The organism is Streptomyces sp. NPDC059679 (assembly GCF_042734105.1).
In the GTDB taxonomy this organism is placed as follows: Bacteria; Actinomycetota; Actinomycetes; order Streptomycetales; family Streptomycetaceae; genus Streptomyces.
In genome coordinates this window covers 87,042-103,419 of record NZ_JBHWES010000043.1, presented here as the reverse complement: position 1 = coordinate 103,419, position 16,378 = coordinate 87,042, and the positions used below count along the sequence as shown (strand labels likewise).

General features: G+C 69.4%; 15 protein-coding genes. 7 read left to right on the top strand and 8 right to left on the bottom strand.

Annotated elements, in window-relative coordinates; all coding sequences use genetic code 11:
- Positions 1–428 precede the first annotated feature (428 nt).
- Complete coding sequence (locus ACFV2X_RS35020) at positions 429–551, top strand: hypothetical protein (RefSeq protein ID WP_319693819.1); 123 nt, start codon at positions 429–431, stop codon at positions 549–551.
- A 36-nt stretch (positions 552–587) separates the two neighbouring features.
- On the opposite strand, the gene ACFV2X_RS35015 is transcribed toward ACFV2X_RS35020, so the two are convergent.
- Positions 588–2,231 (bottom strand): fibronectin type III domain-containing protein, encoded by a 1,644-nt coding sequence (locus tag ACFV2X_RS35015; protein ID WP_385624446.1) that lies wholly within the window; start codon positions 2,229–2,231, stop codon positions 588–590.
- A 129-nt stretch (positions 2,232–2,360) separates the two neighbouring features.
- On the opposite strand from ACFV2X_RS35015, the gene ACFV2X_RS35010 reads away from it, so the two are divergent.
- The 6 genes from ACFV2X_RS35010 to ACFV2X_RS34985 all read left to right on the top strand — a co-directional run bounded on the left by ACFV2X_RS35010 (position 2,361) and on the right by ACFV2X_RS34985 (position 9,566).
- The gene (locus tag ACFV2X_RS35010; protein WP_385624443.1) at positions 2,361–3,404 is read left to right on the top strand and encodes a 3-isopropylmalate dehydrogenase; all 1,044 of its coding nucleotides are present in this window, start codon (positions 2,361–2,363) and stop codon (positions 3,402–3,404) included.
- A gap of 206 nt (positions 3,405–3,610) precedes the next feature.
- Positions 3,611–4,696 carry a branched-chain amino acid aminotransferase gene (locus ACFV2X_RS35005; protein ID WP_385624441.1) on the top strand — a complete coding sequence of 362 codons (1,086 nt, stop codon included), beginning with the start codon at positions 3,611–3,613 and terminating at the stop codon, positions 4,694–4,696.
- A 371-nt stretch (positions 4,697–5,067) separates the two neighbouring features.
- Positions 5,068–6,666: a citramalate synthase gene (cimA, locus tag ACFV2X_RS35000; protein WP_385624438.1), complete on the top strand. Its 1,599-nt coding sequence runs from the start codon at positions 5,068–5,070 to the stop codon at positions 6,664–6,666.
- Positions 6,667–6,952: 286 nt separating this feature from the next.
- Positions 6,953–7,474: a hypothetical protein gene (locus ACFV2X_RS34995; protein ID WP_385624436.1), complete on the top strand. Its 522-nt coding sequence runs from the start codon at positions 6,953–6,955 to the stop codon at positions 7,472–7,474.
- Between the two features lie 216 nt (positions 7,475–7,690).
- Positions 7,691–9,274 carry an acyl-CoA carboxylase subunit beta gene (locus tag ACFV2X_RS34990; protein ID WP_385624434.1) on the top strand — a complete coding sequence of 528 codons (1,584 nt, stop codon included), beginning with the start codon at positions 7,691–7,693 and terminating at the stop codon, positions 9,272–9,274.
- A 37-nt stretch (positions 9,275–9,311) separates the two neighbouring features.
- Positions 9,312–9,566, top strand: a complete 255-nt coding sequence (locus ACFV2X_RS34985; protein WP_385624431.1) for an acyl-CoA carboxylase subunit epsilon — start codon at positions 9,312–9,314, stop codon at positions 9,564–9,566.
- Between the two features lie 128 nt (positions 9,567–9,694).
- On the opposite strand, the gene ACFV2X_RS34980 is transcribed toward ACFV2X_RS34985, so the two are convergent.
- The 7 genes from ACFV2X_RS34980 to ACFV2X_RS34950 form a co-directional block, all read right to left on the bottom strand.
- Positions 9,695–10,273 (bottom strand): ATP/GTP-binding protein, encoded by a 579-nt coding sequence (locus tag ACFV2X_RS34980; RefSeq protein WP_078610434.1) that lies wholly within the window; start codon positions 10,271–10,273, stop codon positions 9,695–9,697.
- Positions 10,254–10,940 carry a DUF742 domain-containing protein gene (locus ACFV2X_RS34975; protein ID WP_385624429.1) on the bottom strand — a complete coding sequence of 229 codons (687 nt, stop codon included), beginning with the start codon at positions 10,938–10,940 and terminating at the stop codon, positions 10,254–10,256. The genes ACFV2X_RS34980 and ACFV2X_RS34975 overlap by 20 nt, the downstream gene beginning before the upstream one ends.
- Before the next feature lie 83 nt (positions 10,941–11,023).
- On the bottom strand, positions 11,024–11,437 hold the full coding sequence (locus ACFV2X_RS34970; protein ID WP_179285426.1) for a roadblock/LC7 domain-containing protein: 414 nt from the start codon (positions 11,435–11,437) through the stop codon (positions 11,024–11,026).
- Between the two features lie 10 nt (positions 11,438–11,447).
- Positions 11,448–14,528: a nitrate- and nitrite sensing domain-containing protein gene (locus tag ACFV2X_RS34965; protein WP_385624427.1), complete on the bottom strand. Its 3,081-nt coding sequence runs from the start codon at positions 14,526–14,528 to the stop codon at positions 11,448–11,450.
- Positions 14,529–14,877: 349 nt separating this feature from the next.
- The gene (locus ACFV2X_RS34960) at positions 14,878–15,465 is read right to left on the bottom strand and encodes an ATP/GTP-binding protein (RefSeq protein ID WP_358643641.1); all 588 of its coding nucleotides are present in this window, start codon (positions 15,463–15,465) and stop codon (positions 14,878–14,880) included.
- On the bottom strand, positions 15,446–15,856 hold the full coding sequence (locus ACFV2X_RS34955) for a DUF742 domain-containing protein (RefSeq protein ID WP_043486671.1): 411 nt from the start codon (positions 15,854–15,856) through the stop codon (positions 15,446–15,448). Before ACFV2X_RS34955 ends, ACFV2X_RS34960 begins: the two co-directional genes overlap by 20 nt.
- A gap of 102 nt (positions 15,857–15,958) precedes the next feature.
- A complete protein-coding gene (locus ACFV2X_RS34950; protein ID WP_305257046.1) occupies positions 15,959–16,372 on the bottom strand; it encodes a roadblock/LC7 domain-containing protein in 414 nt (137 codons plus the stop codon).
- Between the last annotated feature and the right edge of the window lie 6 nt (positions 16,373–16,378).

Here is a 16,378-nt window from a genome sequence, read left to right as displayed (position 1 = left end):
GCGCCAAGGCGCGTACGGCGGCCGTCGCCGTATGCGGGGCGCGTGTGGCAAGCCGAAAAGTCGTGGACGGCGGAGGCGCGGCGGTGCTAGCGTCTGACAGCCAAGTAGTCGTTATTCACGGCAGTTTACGAAGCTAACCAACGAGTAAGCACCTTCTGAACGGCGCGAATACTGGTTGGTCGAGGCCGAACGGGGGTTGGCCTCGACCAGCCCATGCGCGTTTCTGCGTCTCAGATAGTAGGACGTCCGAGTAATTGTGCGGACAGTCCGGCTCCGAGGCCTTATTTTTGTGGAAGCCGAACGTCTCGCTCGATCGAGCGACGGTGGTTGTGGCCGGTGCGCATGCGCAGGTGACCCCTGCCGCACTTGAGGCCCCCGCCCCTCCGGCATCTTCCGCAGCACCTCTCGGGACACAGGGAGACGCGATCATGGCTGAGACGGTTGTCCGCAGGACCCGCCGCAAGACCGACAACACCGACCGCAAGAACGCCGCCGCCGCGCTGCAGCGCGCCCTCGACCGCCGCGACAACGGCGGCGCGACCGGCCACTGACGCGGTCGCCGACGAGAGCAAGAAGAGCGGCGCCGGTCACTTCCCGGGCGTGCGCACCACCTCGAAGTGGTCCACGCGCTCGCCCGATTCGGCCAGCGTCGTGACCGTCAGCTTCGGGCTCGGGCCCGGCCGCACCTCCACCGCGAGGAACGAGAAACCGGTGTAGCGCACCCGCGACCACTCCACCGTGTCCTTGTTCTTCGATCCGTCCTTCGCCCAGTGGAAGGTCTTCACCTCGTCGAGGTCCTTCACATGGCCCTCGTAGCTGTCGGGCACCGGGAACTCGTACAGATGCGCCCCGGCCCCGCCCGCCGTCGCGTAGACGATGCCGTCGCGCACCGCGTCGGCGCTGCCGCCGACCGGGACCCGCTTGGCGACCCGGCCGCCCCGGATGGCGTCGGTGCGCTCGTAGACGTGGTTGTGGCCGTTGATGACCAGGTCCACCTGGTGCTTCTCGAACAGCGGCACCCAGGCGTCGCGCACCCCGCCGTCCGAGGCGTGGGCGCTGGTGGTCGAGAAGGCGCAGTGGTGGAAGAAGACCACGACGAAGTCGATGCCGGGCTGGGCGCGCAACTGTCCGAGGCGCTGGTCCAGCCAGCGCGTCTGCTTCCCGCCGGTGTATCCGGTGTTGGCGGTGATCTCGTAGCTGACGTCGTTGGCGTCCAGCGCGACGACCGCCACATTGGCGTAGGTGAAGGAGTAGACGCCGGGCGCCTTGCGCGGATCGGGGCCGTTGCCGGGGAGGGACCAGCGGGCCAGCTGACCGCCGTAGCCGTCGGGGGAGTACCAGGCCTCCATGTCGTGGTTGCCGGTGGTCACCATCCACGGCACGCTCGCCGCGACCGAGGCGGTCTGGGCGAGGAAGGAGTCCCACACCCGGGCGTCGAAGACATCCGTCTTCTGGCCGTGGCCGGTGGTGTCGGCGTAGCACAGATCCCCGGCGTGCAGATGGAAGGCGGGGTGCTGGCCGAGCAGCAGCTGGTCGTTGGCGAGCGCGTCGTAGCTGACGCCCTGGTCGCCGAAGGCCGTGAAGACGAAGGACTCGGCCTTGTGGGGCGCCGTACGGAACGTGCCCAGGGCGGCGAAGTGGCGCGGGTCGGCCGGGTCGAAGCCGTCGTGGCCGACGCCGTAGTAATAGGTGACGCCTGGGCTCAGGCCCTCGAGTGCGGCGTGGAGGTAGTACTGGTCGACGGCCGGGAGCTTGTCGCTGAGCGCGGGCGTGTGCAGATGGCGGACCTCGGCCTCGATCTTCCGGCTCAGCTCCCAGGGCTTGAGGCCGATCCGCACGTACGGCGCCTTGACGGCGAAGGGGACCTGCCAGGAGATCCGCATCTGGGTCCTGGGGTCGGCGCCGAAGGCGAGATGGCGGCCGAAGGGCGCGACCAGCGCGCCGTTCACCTTCCGCGAGGCCGGGCCGGTGAGCAGCGTCGGCGACGGACCGGTGAACAGCGCCGGGGACGGGCTCGCCGCCACGGCGCCCGCCGAACCGGTGAGCAGGCCGGCCCCCGCCACCGTCCCCACCCCCGCGGCGCCGCCGCGCAGCACCCCGCGCCGGGAGAGCTTCGTCCGCAGATACTCGTGCTGCTCGGCCATGGTCATCCGGCGCGCCAGGCGCTCGGGAATGCCGACTCGTGGGACATCGGAGGAGCCGCGGGGCGTGCCCCGGGAGAAGTCAGCCATGTGCCGGAATCTGCCCCCAGAAGGCGACTTCACGCGGTACTCCGGGTGAACGTGAGCCATCCGGATGAGCCTCCGTCCATATGTCGGACGGCGAATGTCATTCAGTGGGACGAGGGGTAGGGTCCCGGTATGTCTCGCAGCATTCGTCTCGCAGTGATCCCCGGTGACGGTATCGGCCAGGAAGTCGTGCCGCAGGGTCTCAAGGTCCTCTCGGCCGTCCTTCCGCAGGACGTGAAGCTCGAGACCCAGGAGTACGACCTCGGCGCCCGGCGCTGGCACGCGACCGGCGAGACCCTGCCGGACGCGGAGCTCGAATCGCTGAAGAACCACGACGCGATCCTGCTCGGCGCCATCGGCGACCCGTCCGTGCCCTCGGGTGTGCTGGAGCGCGGGCTGCTGCTCAAGCTGCGCTTCGTCTTCGACCACTACGTCAACCTGCGTCCGTCGAAGCTGTTCCCGAACACCGCCACCCCGCTGGCCGCCCGCCCCGACATCGACTTCGTCGTCGTCCGCGAGGGCACCGAGGGCCCGTACACGGGCAACGGCGGATCGCTGCGCACCGGCACCCCGGCCGAGGTGGCCACCGAGGTCAGCGTGAACACCGCGTACGGCGTCGAGCGCGTGGTGCGCGATGCGTACGCCCGGGCCGCCGCCCGGCCGCGCAAGAAGCTCACCCTCGTGCACAAGACCAACGTCCTGGCGCACGCGGGCCACCTGTGGAAGAACATCTTCGACCGGGTCGGCGCGGAGTTCCCCGAGGTCACCACCGACTATCTGCATGTCGACGCCGCGACGATCTTCTTCGTCACCCAGCCCGAGCGGTTCGACGTCATCGTCACCGACAACCTCTTCGGTGACATCCTCACGGACCTGGCCGCCGCCGTCACCGGTGGCATCGGGCTCGCCGCGAGCGGCAACATCAACCCCTCCGGCACCTTCCCGTCGATGTTCGAGCCGGTCCACGGCTCCGCGCCGGACATCGCGGGCACCGGCAAGGCCGACCCGACCGCGACCGTGCTGTCGGTGGCCCTGCTGCTTCAGCACCTGGGATACGAGGCCGAGGCGGCCCGTGTCGAGGCCGCCGTCGCCCAGGACCTCGCGGAGCGCAGCGGCGACACGCCGCGCACCACCGACGAGATCGGCGACGCGCTCGCGGCGCGAGTATCCGGCTGACCCCAGCCTGTGCCGACGCGCGGCTGGGTGCGACCATCGACCTGGGCCGCGCAAGCGCACGCACGCATCTCTACCCCGGCCCCACTCCGAGCGATAATCGGACGTGGGGCCGTCGTATGAGAGGAAGCTCGGACGTCCTAGTACCCCTCGGGGCGGGGACGGCGCGGGCGCGGTCCGCTACAACCAACGGTGAAGGACTACCACTCATGACGACGCCCACGATCGAGCTCAAGCCCTCCGCCCATCCCCTCTCCGACGAGGAGCGGGAGCGGATCCTGGCCAACCCCGGCTTCGGCCGCCACTTCACCGACCACATGGTGACCATCAAGTGGACCGAGGGCCGCGGTTGGCACGACGCCCAGCTCGTGCCGTACGCGCCCCTTTCGCTCGACCCGGCGAACATGACCCTCCACTACGCCCAGACGATCTTCGAAGGGCTCAAGGCGTACCGGCAGCCCGACGGCGGCGTGGCCACCTTCCGCCCCGAGGAGAACGCCGAGCGCTTCCGCGCCTCCGCGCGCCGCATGGGCATGCCGGAGCTGCCGGTCGAGACCTTCATCGCGGCCTGCGACGCGCTGGTCACCCAGGACAAGGCGTGGGTGCCGGGCAGCGGTGAGGAGTCCCTGTATCTGCGGCCCTTCATGTTCGCGACCGAGGTCGGCCTCGGCGTGCGGCCCGCGAACGAATACCTCTTCATCATCATCGCCTCCCCGGCCGGCGCCTACTTCCCCGGCGGGGTCAAGCCGGTCTCCGTGTGGCTCTCCGAGGAGTATGTGCGCGCCGCTCCCGGCGGCACCGGCGCGGCCAAGACGGGCGGCAACTACGCCGCTTCGCTGGTCGCCCAGGCGCAGGCCGCCGAGCAGGGCTGCGACCAGGTGGTCTGGCTGGACGCGATCGAGCGCCGCTGGATCGAGGAGATGGGCGGTATGAACCTGTACTTCGTGTACGGGAACCGCATCGTGACCCCCGAGCTGTCCGGCTCGCTGCTGCCGGGCATCACCCGCGCCTCGCTGCTGCGGATCGCCGCCGACCTGGGCCATGAGGTCTCCGAGGGCCGTATCAGCGTCGACGACTGGCGCGAGGGGAACGCGGACGGCAGCCTCACCGAGGTCTTCGCCTGCGGCACCGCCGCCGTGATCACCCCCGTCGGCTCGGTCAAGTCCGCCCGGGCCGACTGGACCGTGGCGGACGGGCAGCCGGGCGAGGTGACGATGAAGCTGCGCAAGGCGCTGCTGGACATCCAGACGGGCGCCGCCCCGGACACCCACGGCTGGATGCACCGCCTGGGCTGACGGACGGACGGCCGGGGTCGACCCGGCCGGTGCCGGCCGCCCCTCCGAACGTGACTGCGATATCGATCCGCGCGGCGGTTCGCATCATGAGACGGATGGGAGCGCGGAGGCGGGATGTGCTTGACTGCCTCCGTGCTCTCGTTCGCCATGATTATTGGCAGCAGGCGCGCCGGTCCGCAGTGACCGCCCCGTACGACCCGAGTACGGCGCGGCCACCGTGCCCCAGACCCGCGCGCAGACCTCTCGCACCCGCGAGGGGTCTTTTCGTTTTCCGGACCACCCCGCCGGATGCGGAGCGCGAGGGATCATAGGAGGGCGCGGAACCGGTTATTCCGGTAGACCGAGATCGATCCCACAGGAGCCAGACCACCATGAAGGACCTACCCGACGACAGCTTCCACGTCTTCGACACCACGCTGCGCGACGGCGCGCAGCGCGAGGGCATCAACCTCACCGTCGCGGACAAGCTGACCATCGCCCGTCACCTCGACGACTTCGGCGTGGGCTTCATCGAGGGCGGCTGGCCCGGCGCCAACCCGCGCGACACGGAGTTCTTCGCCCGGGCCCGCGCCGAGATCGACTTCACCCACGCCCAACTGGTCGCGTTCGGCGCCACCCGCAAGGCGGGCGTACAGGCATCGGCCGACCCCCAGGTCCAGGCGCTCCTCGACTCCGGCGCCCCGGTGATCACGCTGGTGGCCAAGTCCCACGACCGCCATGTGGAACTCGCCCTGCGCACCACGCTGGACGAGAACCTGGAGATGGTCAGGGACACCGTCTCCCATCTGCGCGCCCAGGGCCGCCGGGTCTTCGTCGACTGCGAGCACTTCTTCGACGGCTACCGCGCCAACCCCGGCTACGCCAAGCAGGTCGTCAGCGCCGCCCACGAGGCGGGCGCGGATGTCGTCGTGCTGTGCGACACCAACGGCGGCATGCTCCCGGCCCAGATCGACGCGGTGGTGCGCACCGTCCTCGCCGACACCGGGGCCCGTCTTGGCATCCACGCCCAGGACGACACCGGCTGCGCCGTCGCCAACACCCTGGCCGCCGTGGACGCGGGCGCCACCCATGTCCAGTGCACCGCCAACGGCTACGGCGAGCGGGTCGGCAACGCCAACCTCTTCCCGGTCGCCGCCGCCCTGGAGCTCAAGTACGGCCGTAAGGTCCTGCCCAACGGCGCGCTCGCCGAGATGACCCGCATCTCGCACGCCATCGCCGAGGTGGTCAACCTCACACCCTCGACCCACCAGCCCTACGTCGGCCTCTCGGCCTTCGCTCACAAGGCCGGGCTGCACGCCTCCGCGATCAAGGTGGACCCCGACCTCTACCAGCACATCGACCCCGAGCTGGTCGGCAACACCATGCGCATGCTGGTGTCCGACATGGCGGGCCGGGCCTCGATCGAGCTCAAGGGCAAGGAGCTGGGCGTCGACCTCGGCGGCGACCGGGAGCTGGTCGGCCGCGTCGTCGAGCGGGTCAAGGAGCGCGAGCTCGCGGGCTACACCTACGAGGCCGCCGACGCGTCCTTCGAACTGCTGCTGCGCGAGGAGATCGAGGGGCGGCCCCGCCGCTACTTCCAGGTCGAGTCCTGGCGGGCCATCGTCGAGGACCGCCCCGACGGCACCCACGCCAACGAGGCCACGGTCAAGCTCTGGGCCAAGGGCGAGCGCATCGTCTCCACGGCGGAGGGCAACGGCCCGGTCAACGCCCTGGACCGGGCGCTGCGGCTGGGCCTGGAGCGGATCTACCCGCAGCTGGCCGCGATGGAGTTGGTGGACTACAAGGTGCGCATCCTGGAGGGCAAGCACGGTACGGAGTCCACGACGCGGGTGCTGGTCTCGACGGCGGACGGCAAGGGCGAGTGGTCGACGGTGGGCGTCGGGGGGAATGTGATCGCGGCCTCGTGGCAGGCGCTGGACGACGCGTACGTCTACGGGCTGCTGCGGGCCGGCGTGGAGCCGCAGGAGTAGGCCGGGACGCTCAGGGCCGTGGGTGCGGTTGGTGGCCACGGCCCCGGCGGAGCCTAGGGGGGTGTAGCTCCGCCGGGGCCGGCCTGTCGAAGTTCCGTTGAATCTTCAACGTCACCTAGCCTAACTCCATTCCCCGCGTACACAAAATCTCCGGATAATCGCCCCAAGCGTTCACCAAATACGGTGGCCGACGCGCGTAGAAGTTCGCCATCATCCTGCTGTCGCCCCCCACCTGCACCGCCGCACGGTTCCCAGCACGGTCCCACGGTCCACAGCAGGAGGTCCCATGAAGCTCCGCTCCGTCGGCAGCGCCGCCGTCACGGCCCTCGTCCTCGTCCTCGGTGTGCTCTTCGCCCCCGGAGTCGGGGTGATCAGCAGCGCCGGTGAGGCGTTCGCGGTCACCAAGATCAGCCACTCCCAGGCCACCTCGATGTTCCGGACCAGCGGCATCACCTGGTCCTCCTCCGGCGGCTGTTCCGACCGGAACAACGCCACCTGCACCTCGTTCGAACAGCTCAACCTGGCCACCGCACAGGGCGCCCAGACCCTCAAGAGCGCCAGCGGCTGCGCCCTGAACATCACCGGCGGCACCGAGACCGGGCACGCCGGCGGCACCTACAGCCACTGGAACGGCTACAAGCTCGACTACGGCCTCAACACTTGCGTCAGCAACTACATCACCGGCCACTTCGCCTACATCGGCCTGCGCAGTGACGGCGCCAAGCAGTACAAGGCCAACTCCGGCAACATCTATGCCCTCGAGGGCAACCACTGGGACGTCGTCTACTACAACTGCGGCGGCTGCTGACCCCGGCCGGGCGCGCCCATACGGGTGGTCATGTCCGCCGGTCATGGGCGCGCCACGTCGGGGTTTGTGGGGTGCCGACAGCGCCCCTCGCCCAGTGGCCCATACGGTGGCAGGAAATCCGCTGTCCAGTTCTGTTCTGCCTACCCACCAAAACGCGCCCGACGTTGTATGGAATTGACATGCGTCCCGGGGGGTCCGGGAACGTACCGTCATTGCATGACCAATCTCGAAGGTGCGCCCGCTGAGGCGAGCGACGTCCGCGGGCGTGTCGCCGAGCTGCACGCGATCCGCGAGCAGGCTCGGCGCGGGCCGAGCGAGCGGGCGACCGAGGCCCAGAAGGCCAAGGGGAAGCTGACGGCCCGCGAACGGATCGATCTGCTCCTGGACGAGGGGTCCTTCAACGAGGTCGAGCCGCTGCGGCGGCACCGCGCGAGCGGGTTCGGGCTCGAGGCGAAGCGGCCCTACACCGACGGTGTCGTCACCGGCTGGGGGACCGTACACGGGCGGACCGTGTTCGTGTACGCACACGACTTCCGGATCTTCGGCGGGGCGCTCGGGGAAGCCCACGCCACGAAGATCCACAAGATCATGGACATGGCCATCTCGGCCGGAGCGCCGCTGGTGTCGCTCAACGACGGTGCCGGCGCCCGTATCCAGGAGGGCGTCTCGGCGCTCGCCGGCTACGGCGGCATCTTCCAGCGCAACACCAAGGCGTCCGGCGTCATCCCGCAGATCAGCGTGATGCTCGGCCCGTGCGCCGGCGGCGCCGCCTACTCCCCGGCGCTCACCGACTTCGTCTTCATGGTCCGCGAGACCTCGCAGATGTTCATCACCGGACCGGACGTGGTCCAGGCGGTGACGGGCGAGAAGGTCACCCAGAACGGACTGGGCGGCGCGGATGTGCACGCCGAGACCTCGGGCGTGTGCCACTTCGCGTACGACGACGAGGAGAGCTGCCTGGAGGAGGTGCGCTACCTCCTGTCGCTGCTCCCGCAGAACAACCGCGAGAACCCGCCGACCGTCGAGTCCGACGACCCGGCCGAGCGGCGCGGCGAGGCGCTGCTCGACCTCGTCCCGGCCGACGGCAACCGCCCGTACGACATGCGCAAGGTCATCGAGGAGATCGTCGACGACGGCGACTACCTGGAGGTCCACGAGCGCTGGGCGACCAACATCATCTGCGCCCTGAGCCGGTTGGACGGCCAGGTGGTGGGCATCATCGCCAACCAGCCGCAGTCGCTGGCCGGGGTGCTGGACATCGAGGCGTCGGAGAAGTCCGCCCGCTTCATCCAGATGTGCGACGCCTTCAACATCCCCCTGATCACGCTGCTGGACGTGCCCGGCTTCCTGCCCGGCGTGGACCAGGAGCACGGCGGGATCATCCGGCACGGCGCCAAGATGCTGTACGCGTACTGCAACGCCACCGTGCCGCGGATCTCGATCATCCTGCGCAAGGCGTACGGCGGCGCCTACATCGTCATGGACTCCCAGTCCATCGGCGCCGACCTGACCTACGCCTGGCCGACGAACGAGATCGCGGTGATGGGCGCCGAGGGCGCGGCCAACGTGATCTTCCGTCGGCAGATCGCCGGGGCCGACGACCCCGAGGCCATGCGCGCCCGCATGGTCAAGGAGTACAAGTCCGAGCTGATGCACCCGTACTACGCCGCCGAGCGCGGCCTGGTCGACGACGTCATCGACCCCGTGGAGACCCGCGAGGTCCTGATCCGGTCCCTGGCGATGCTGCGCAACAAGCACGCCGACCTGCCGTCCCGCAAGCACGGCAACCCGCCGCAGTAACGCGAGCATTGACGCGAGTATTGGAGACGAAGCCATCGTGAGCACCGCACAGGACACCGCCGACAACCCCGCCGATACCGCGGCCGCCGTCGGCGCCGCCACTCTCGTCCGCGTCGAGAAGGGCCACGCCGACGCCGAGGAGCTCGCCGCGGTCACCGCGGTCCTCCTCGCCCGCGCGGCCGCCAACGCAGGCCACCGGCGCCCCTCGGGGCGCACCGGCCGCAGCGCGGCGGGCTGGCGCCGGCTGGAGCGCCAGCGGGGCTTCCGCGCCCCGCACAGCTGGCAGGGCTGAAGGCCCCGGCGAACAGCGAAACGCGGCCCGAACAGCGAAACGCCGTCTGAAGCGCACAAATCCCCCGCTCTCCCGGAGAGCGGGGGATTTGTGCGTTCGGCGGCGGGCGCCGCCGACGCTGTCCGTCGCTATCGCAAACGCGCCATCAGAGCGTGCTCGACGAGCGTGATGAGCGCGCTCTTCGCCTCGCTGCGGTGGCGGGCGTCGGTGATGATGATGGGCGCGTCCGGGCCGATCTGCAGCGCCTCGCGGACTTCTTCGGGGGTGTAGGGCTGGTGTCCGTCGAAGCCGTTGAGGGCGATGACGAAGGGCAGTCCGGAGTTCTCGAAGTAGTCGACGGCGGGGAAGCAGTCGGCGAGGCGGCGGGTGTCGACGAGGACGACGGCGCCGATGGCGCCGCGGACCAGGTCGTCCCACATGAACCAGAACCGGTCCTGGCCGGGCGTGCCGAACAGGTACAGGATCAGGTCCTGGTCGAGCGTGATGCGGCCGAAGTCCATGGCCACCGTGGTGGTGGTCTTGTCCGGCGCGTGGGTGAGATCGTCGATCCCGGCCGAGGCGGAGGTCATCACGGCTTCGGTGCGCAGCGGGTTGATCTCCGAGACCGCGCCGACGAACGTGGTCTTGCCCACGCCGAAGCCGCCCGCCACCACGATTTTCGCGGAGGTGGTGGAGCGGGCTGCACCGCTAGAGCTTGCGAAGTCCACTGAGCACCCTTTCGAGCAATGTCACGTCAGGCTGGCCGCCGGCGGACTCGTCGCCGCCGGGCTGATGAATGGCGACGAGCCCGGCCTCGGCCAGGTCGGCTACGAGGATCCGGGAGACGCCGAGGGGAATGGTCAGGAGTGCGGAGATCTCGGCGACCGACTTGATCTCACGGCACAGGTGGCAGATCCGCTGGTGCTCGGGCAGCTGGCCCTGGAGCTGAGCGGGGTCCGCCGTGGTGGACACCAGCGCCTCGATGGCGAGCTGGTAGCGAGGCCGGGTCCGGCCTCCGGTCATGGCGTACGGCCGCACCAGCGGGTTGTGTCCGGAGGCCGGGGAGGACGGCTCCGGGGTGTGCCGCACGGGCGGCGGCGCGGGCCGGCTGGGGGGCGGCTGATGCGACGGCGACTCGGGCGACAGCCCTGCCGGGCCGCCCTGTGGCGCGTAGGACGGCGTGTACGGCTGCTGGAGGGGCTGCGTGTGCAGGGGCGGGGTCGGGGCCTCATGAGGCTGCTGAACGGGCTCCTGAGGCGCCGCGGGGGGCTGCTGGGCCGAGCGGACCTGACGACTTGGCGCGGAGGGGAAGTTGAAGCGCTTCAACGGGGCATCTCCGTGCGGCTCGGCCTGCTGCCCATGGCCGTACGGATATCCACTGGGGGGCGTTGCCACGTTTCCTCCTCCAACTCGCCTGTCTGCCGGTCGCGCCACCGCACCCTAACGGCGCGGTGGCGCGAAACGCATCTTTGTGTTTGCTAGTTGAGAAGACTGCCTTGCAGTTCGGCGCGCAGGTCCGGGGTGAGGACGCCGCCCGCGCGGTCGACGAGCAGGGCCATCTCGTAGCCGACGAGGCCGATGTCGCACTCGGGGTGGGCGAGTACGGCGAGGGAGGAGCCGTCGGAGATGGACATGATGAACAGGAAGCCTCGTTCCATCTCGACGACGGTCTGGTTGACCGCGCCGCCTTCGAAGATGCGGGAGGCTCCGGCGGTGAGCGAGGTCAGACCGGAGGCGACGGCCGCCAGCTGGTCGGCTCGGTCACGGGGAAACCCTTCGGACATCGCCAGAAGGAGTCCGTCGGCGGAGACCACCACCGTGTGCGACACCCCGGGGGTGTTGTCCACGAAGTTGGTGATCAACCAGTTCAGGTTCTGCGCCGCCTGGCTCATCGGGCTCACACTAACGCTCCTGATCGTAGCTGCTGCCGGGGCCGTAGCCCTGTTGGTCATGCTGGTCACGCTGTTGGCGCCCCTTCTGGACGCCGCGGCGCAGGTTGCTCAACCTGCCGCGGATGTCCTCCGGCGCGCGGGAGACCTGGGGGCCGCCCGCGCCGGTCGACTCCGCGGTGCCCTCGACCAGGTTGGCCTTGGGCACTCGCCGGGGCAGACCGGAAGAGGTGATCCCGCCGGCCTTCGGCTCACGCAGCTGTTCGGCTCGGTGCCAGCGCTGGTCGTTCTCCGGGTGCCACGTGAAGGTGTCCGAGAAAGTGTGCTCCCCCGAGTCCTGACCGGGCAGCTCCGGCGCCGCGGGCGCCGCCGCTTCCGCGGTCGGCTGCTGGGTCCCTGAGTCCTCCGACGGCTGCCACTGCTTCTCGCGGCGGGGGAGACCGGCGTCGGTCAGGGAGCCGGTGGTGCTCGGGGAGGGTCCCGGACGGTGGAACTCTACGCTTTCCGAGGCAACTTCGGGAGCGCTTGGCGCAGATTCCGTTTGTACTGGGTAGTTTGATCCAAAGGGCGACTCAAACGAACCGGTGTCGCTCCAATTTCCCTGGTGGGAAGCGGAAGTGAAGTCGGCGTACGGCGGCGGTGCGGATTCCGTCGGAGTTCTGTATTCCGATTCCGGTTCGGAATACGGCGCAGAAGACGGGAACGGCATGGCCGGTCCGGTCGGCGCCGCGGGGGCGGATGCCCCGGTTTGTGACATCGGCCCGAACAGCGGATCGCCGCCGTATGCCGAGTCGTCGAAGCCGTAGTCGGCGGCGGTGCGCGGTGCGGCGGGCTCCTGGACGGCCTGCGGCTGGACGGTCTGCGGCGCCACAGGGGGCTGCGGCGCCTGGTGGACGGCCTGAGGGGCCGTAGGAACGGCCTGCGGCGGCTGCGGGGCCTGGGGCGCCTGCGGGGCCTGCTGGGCCTGTTCCTGGCCGATCCGGGGGGAGACCGTGAAGTCCTGGTTCCCGGGCAGCTCCTCGCCGCCTCCGCCGTGCGTGATCGCGTCCGGAAGCATCACCAGCGAGGTGGTGCCCGCCTGCTCGCCCGAGGGGCGCAGCTGACACCGGATGTGGTGCCGGTCGGCGAGGCGGCCGACCACGTACAGGCCCATGCGCTGCGAGACGGCGGCGTCGACGGTGGGCGGATTGGCCAGCTTGTGGTTGATGTCCGCGAAGTCCTCGGCGGTCAGGCCGATGCCCTTGTCATGGATCTCGATCATGACGCGGCCGTCGGGCAGCCGGGTCGCGGTCACCCGCACCTTGGTGTGCGGCGAGGAGAACGTGGTGGCGTTCTCCAGCAGCTCGGCGAGCAGGTGCACCAGGTCGGTCACGGCGTTGCCGTGGATCTCGGTCTCCGGGACGCCGGCCAGCTCGATCCGCTCGTACGACTCCACCTCGGAGGAGGCGGCGCGCAACACGTCGATCAGCGGCACCGGCTGGTTCCAGCGGCGGCCCGGCTCCTCGCCCGCGAGGATCAGCAGGTTCTCGCCGTTGCGCCGCATACGGGTCGCCAGGTGGTCCAGCCGGAAAAGGTGCTCGAGCTGGTCCGGGTCGGCCTCGCGGTTCTCCAGCTCGGAGATCAGCGAGAGCTGGCGCTCGATGAGGCCCTGGTTGCGGCTGGAAAGGTTGGTGAAGATCGCGTTGACGTTGCCGCGCAGCATCGCCTGCTCGGCGGCGAGCCGGATCGCCTCGCGGTGCACCTGGTCGAAGGCCCGGGCCACCTCGCCGATCTCGTCCCGTGTGGTGATCGGGATCGGGGTCACCCGGGTGTCGATCCGGCCCGGATCGGCCTTGGAGAGCTGGTCGACCAGCATGGGCAGCCGCTGCTCGGCGACGTCGAAGGCGGTGTTGCGCAGCTGTCGCATGCTGCGGCTCATGGAGCGGGCCATCCGGCCCGCCACGACGAAGGCCAGCAGAAGGGCGAGCAGCACGATGGCGGAGTTCACAAACGCGTCGCGCTTTGCGTTCGCAGAGATTTGCGAGGCCTCGTTCACCGCCTTGTCGACGAGGTCCTTCTCGATCTGGCGATAGGCGTCGAACTTGGCCGTGGAAGCGGCGAACCACGAATCCGGGGTGATGCCGCGCTCCTTGAGGTTCGCCGGCTTTTCGCCGCTGCCGATGGCCTCGATCATCTGCTCCATCGAGGGCGGCACCACGAACTGCCGGTCCTCGGCGGCGGCCTTCCGCCGGGCCTCCTTGACCTGCGCCTCGCTCTTCTTCTTCCCCTCCGCCATGGCCTGCTTCAGCCGGGCCACGTCCTCGGGGAGGCCGGCCGACTGGAACTCGGTGAGGGCGATGTTCTCCAGGTAGACGTACGAGCCGAAGGCGGTGAGCTGGGTCTTGCGGTCGACGGCCGAGGGGCCGGGTTTGACCAGCAGATGGCTGCCAATGGAGCGTTGGAGCGATTCAGCTCCCTTGGCCAGCGAGACCGCGTAGACGGTGCGGCCATAGGAGGTGATGTTGCCGGTGCCCAGGCCCAGTTCGTTTGCGAACTCCAACAGTGAGTGCTCGACCGCGACATAGCCCTCTTCGGTCTTCACCCCGTTCAGCCGGTCCGTGTAGGCGTACCGGCGCAGATTGGCCAGCTGCGGCTCCACGGCCTGAAAAGCCTTGAGGCGACGCTTGAGGCTCGCGGTGTTCGGCATGTCCGCGGCGTACTTGTCGAACTCGGCCTTCGCGGCGTCGGTCGCCGCCCGCGCCTTCTTGACCTCGTCCTCGGCGGAACCGGTGAGTAGCGGAACCGCGGTGCGGTCGCGCTCGTCCACCAGAGCGTGGCTGTAGGACGCGGCCGCGCGGACCAGCCGGGCGGTGCGCTCGGCGTCCTCGGCCGCGTTCCAGGTGGAAACGGAGGACTGGACGCGGAAGCCGCCGAAGAGCAGGGCGACCAGGACGGGGATGAGCATGATCGCGTTCAGGCGGGCCGGCACCCGCCAGTTCCGCGGCGACAGGCGCCCGCCGGTCGCGACAGGGGGCTCCGTCGCACCGGCGGGTGGCACCGCTGTGCGCGGCGGCGGGGTGAAGTTCCCCCGCACCTGTTTCGCGGAGTCCGGCATGCTTCGCCTCACTCGACCAACAACCTCTCGGCGTCGGCACCTGTGTCGTGCCGTTCCCAGCTGAGCCCGTACCGCCCAGTTCAGCGAATTCCAGCATGCTGTGTCGGTGCTTTCCAAACAGTCGGCCAACCATCCGACCAGTTGTCTGGACCAGAGATAAAAGGGGCGTTACGGGTGAGACATGTCAAACAGCTAACTAATTGAGCGCGCAACGGAGCTGTCCGAACGCGCTCCGTATCGAATCCCATGTATTTCTCTGTCGAAACGTTATGAACGCCCGAGCGGGCCGTGTCAGAGGACACAGCCCGCTCCGGTCAACGGATTTCGGACAACTTCCGGGACTTTACGCCTACTTCAGCCGAGCCATCAGGGCGTGCTCCACGAGTGTGATAAGCGCGCTCTTCGCCTCGCTGCGGTGGCGGGCGTCGGTGATGATGATCGGGGTGTCCGGGCCGATCTGCAGTGCTTCCCGCACCTCTTCGGGAGTGTAGGGCTGGTGCCCGTCGAAGCCGTTGAGGGCGATGACGAAGGGGAGCCCCGAGTTCTCGAAGTAGTCGACCGCCGGGAAGCAGTCGGAGAGACGGCGGGTGTCCACGAGGACGACGGCACCGATGGCGCCGCGGACCAGGTCGTCCCACATGAACCAGAACCGGTCCTGGCCGGGCGTGCCGAACAGATACAGGATCAGGTCGTCGTCCAGCGTGATGCGGCCGAAGTCCATCGCCACGGTGGTCGTGGTCTTGTCCTGCACATGGCTCAGATCGTCGATCCCGGCCGAGGCGGAGGTCATCACGGCTTCGGTGCGCAGCGGGTTGATCTCCGAGACCGCGCCGACGAACGTGGTCTTGCCCACGCCGAAGCCGCCCGCCACCACGATCTTGGCCGAAGTGGTCGCACGGGCCGGCGGGGCACCGCCGCTAGAGCTTGCGAAGTCCACTGAGCACCCTTTCGAGCAGTGTCACATCCGGGGTCCCGCCCGCGTCCGAGTTGCCGCCGGGCTGATGGATCGCCACCATCCCCGCCTCGGCCAGGTCGGCGACCAGGATCCGGGCCACCCCCAGCGGCATGTTGAGCAGTGCGGACACCTCGGCGACCGACTTGACCTCCCGGCACAGATGACAGATCCGCTGGTGCTCGGGGAGCAGCCCCTGCAGGTGCGCGGGGTCCGCCGTGGTGGAGACCAGCGCCTCGATGGCGAGCTGGTAGCGAGGCCGGGTCCGGCCACCGGTCATCGCGTACGGGCGCACCAACGGCTGGTCGCCTTCACTCCCGTACGGCGAATGATGATGGCCGCCGTACGGGCCGGGCGAGGCAGGGGGCGGGGTCATGGGTCCTCCGGTCGGGACAGGAAGGTGACGGTGTTGCCGTCGGTCGGTGCCGTTTGGGGGGCGTTCGGCCTGTCAGCCGAGCGGTGGGCGGCGGGTGGTCGGTCAGTTCAGCAGGCTGCCTTGCAGTTCGGCGCGCAGGTCCGGGGTGAGGACACTGCCCGCGCGGTCGACGAGCAGGGCCATCTCGTAGCCGACGAGGCCGATGTCGCAGTCCGGGTGGGCGAGTACGGCGAGGGAGGAGCCGTCGGAGATGGACATGATGAACAGGAAGCCTCGTTCCATCTCGACGACGGTCTGGTTGACCGCGCCGCCTTCGAAGATGCGGGAGGCTCCGGCGGTGAGCGAGGTCAGACCGGAGGCGACGGCCGCCAGCTGGTCGGCTCGGTCACGGGGAAACCCTTCGGACATCGCCAGAAGGAGTCCGTCGGCGGAGACCACCACCGTGTGCGACACCCCGGGGGTGTTGTCCACGAAGTTCGTGATCAACCAGTTCAGATTCTGCGCCGCCTGGCTCATCGGGCT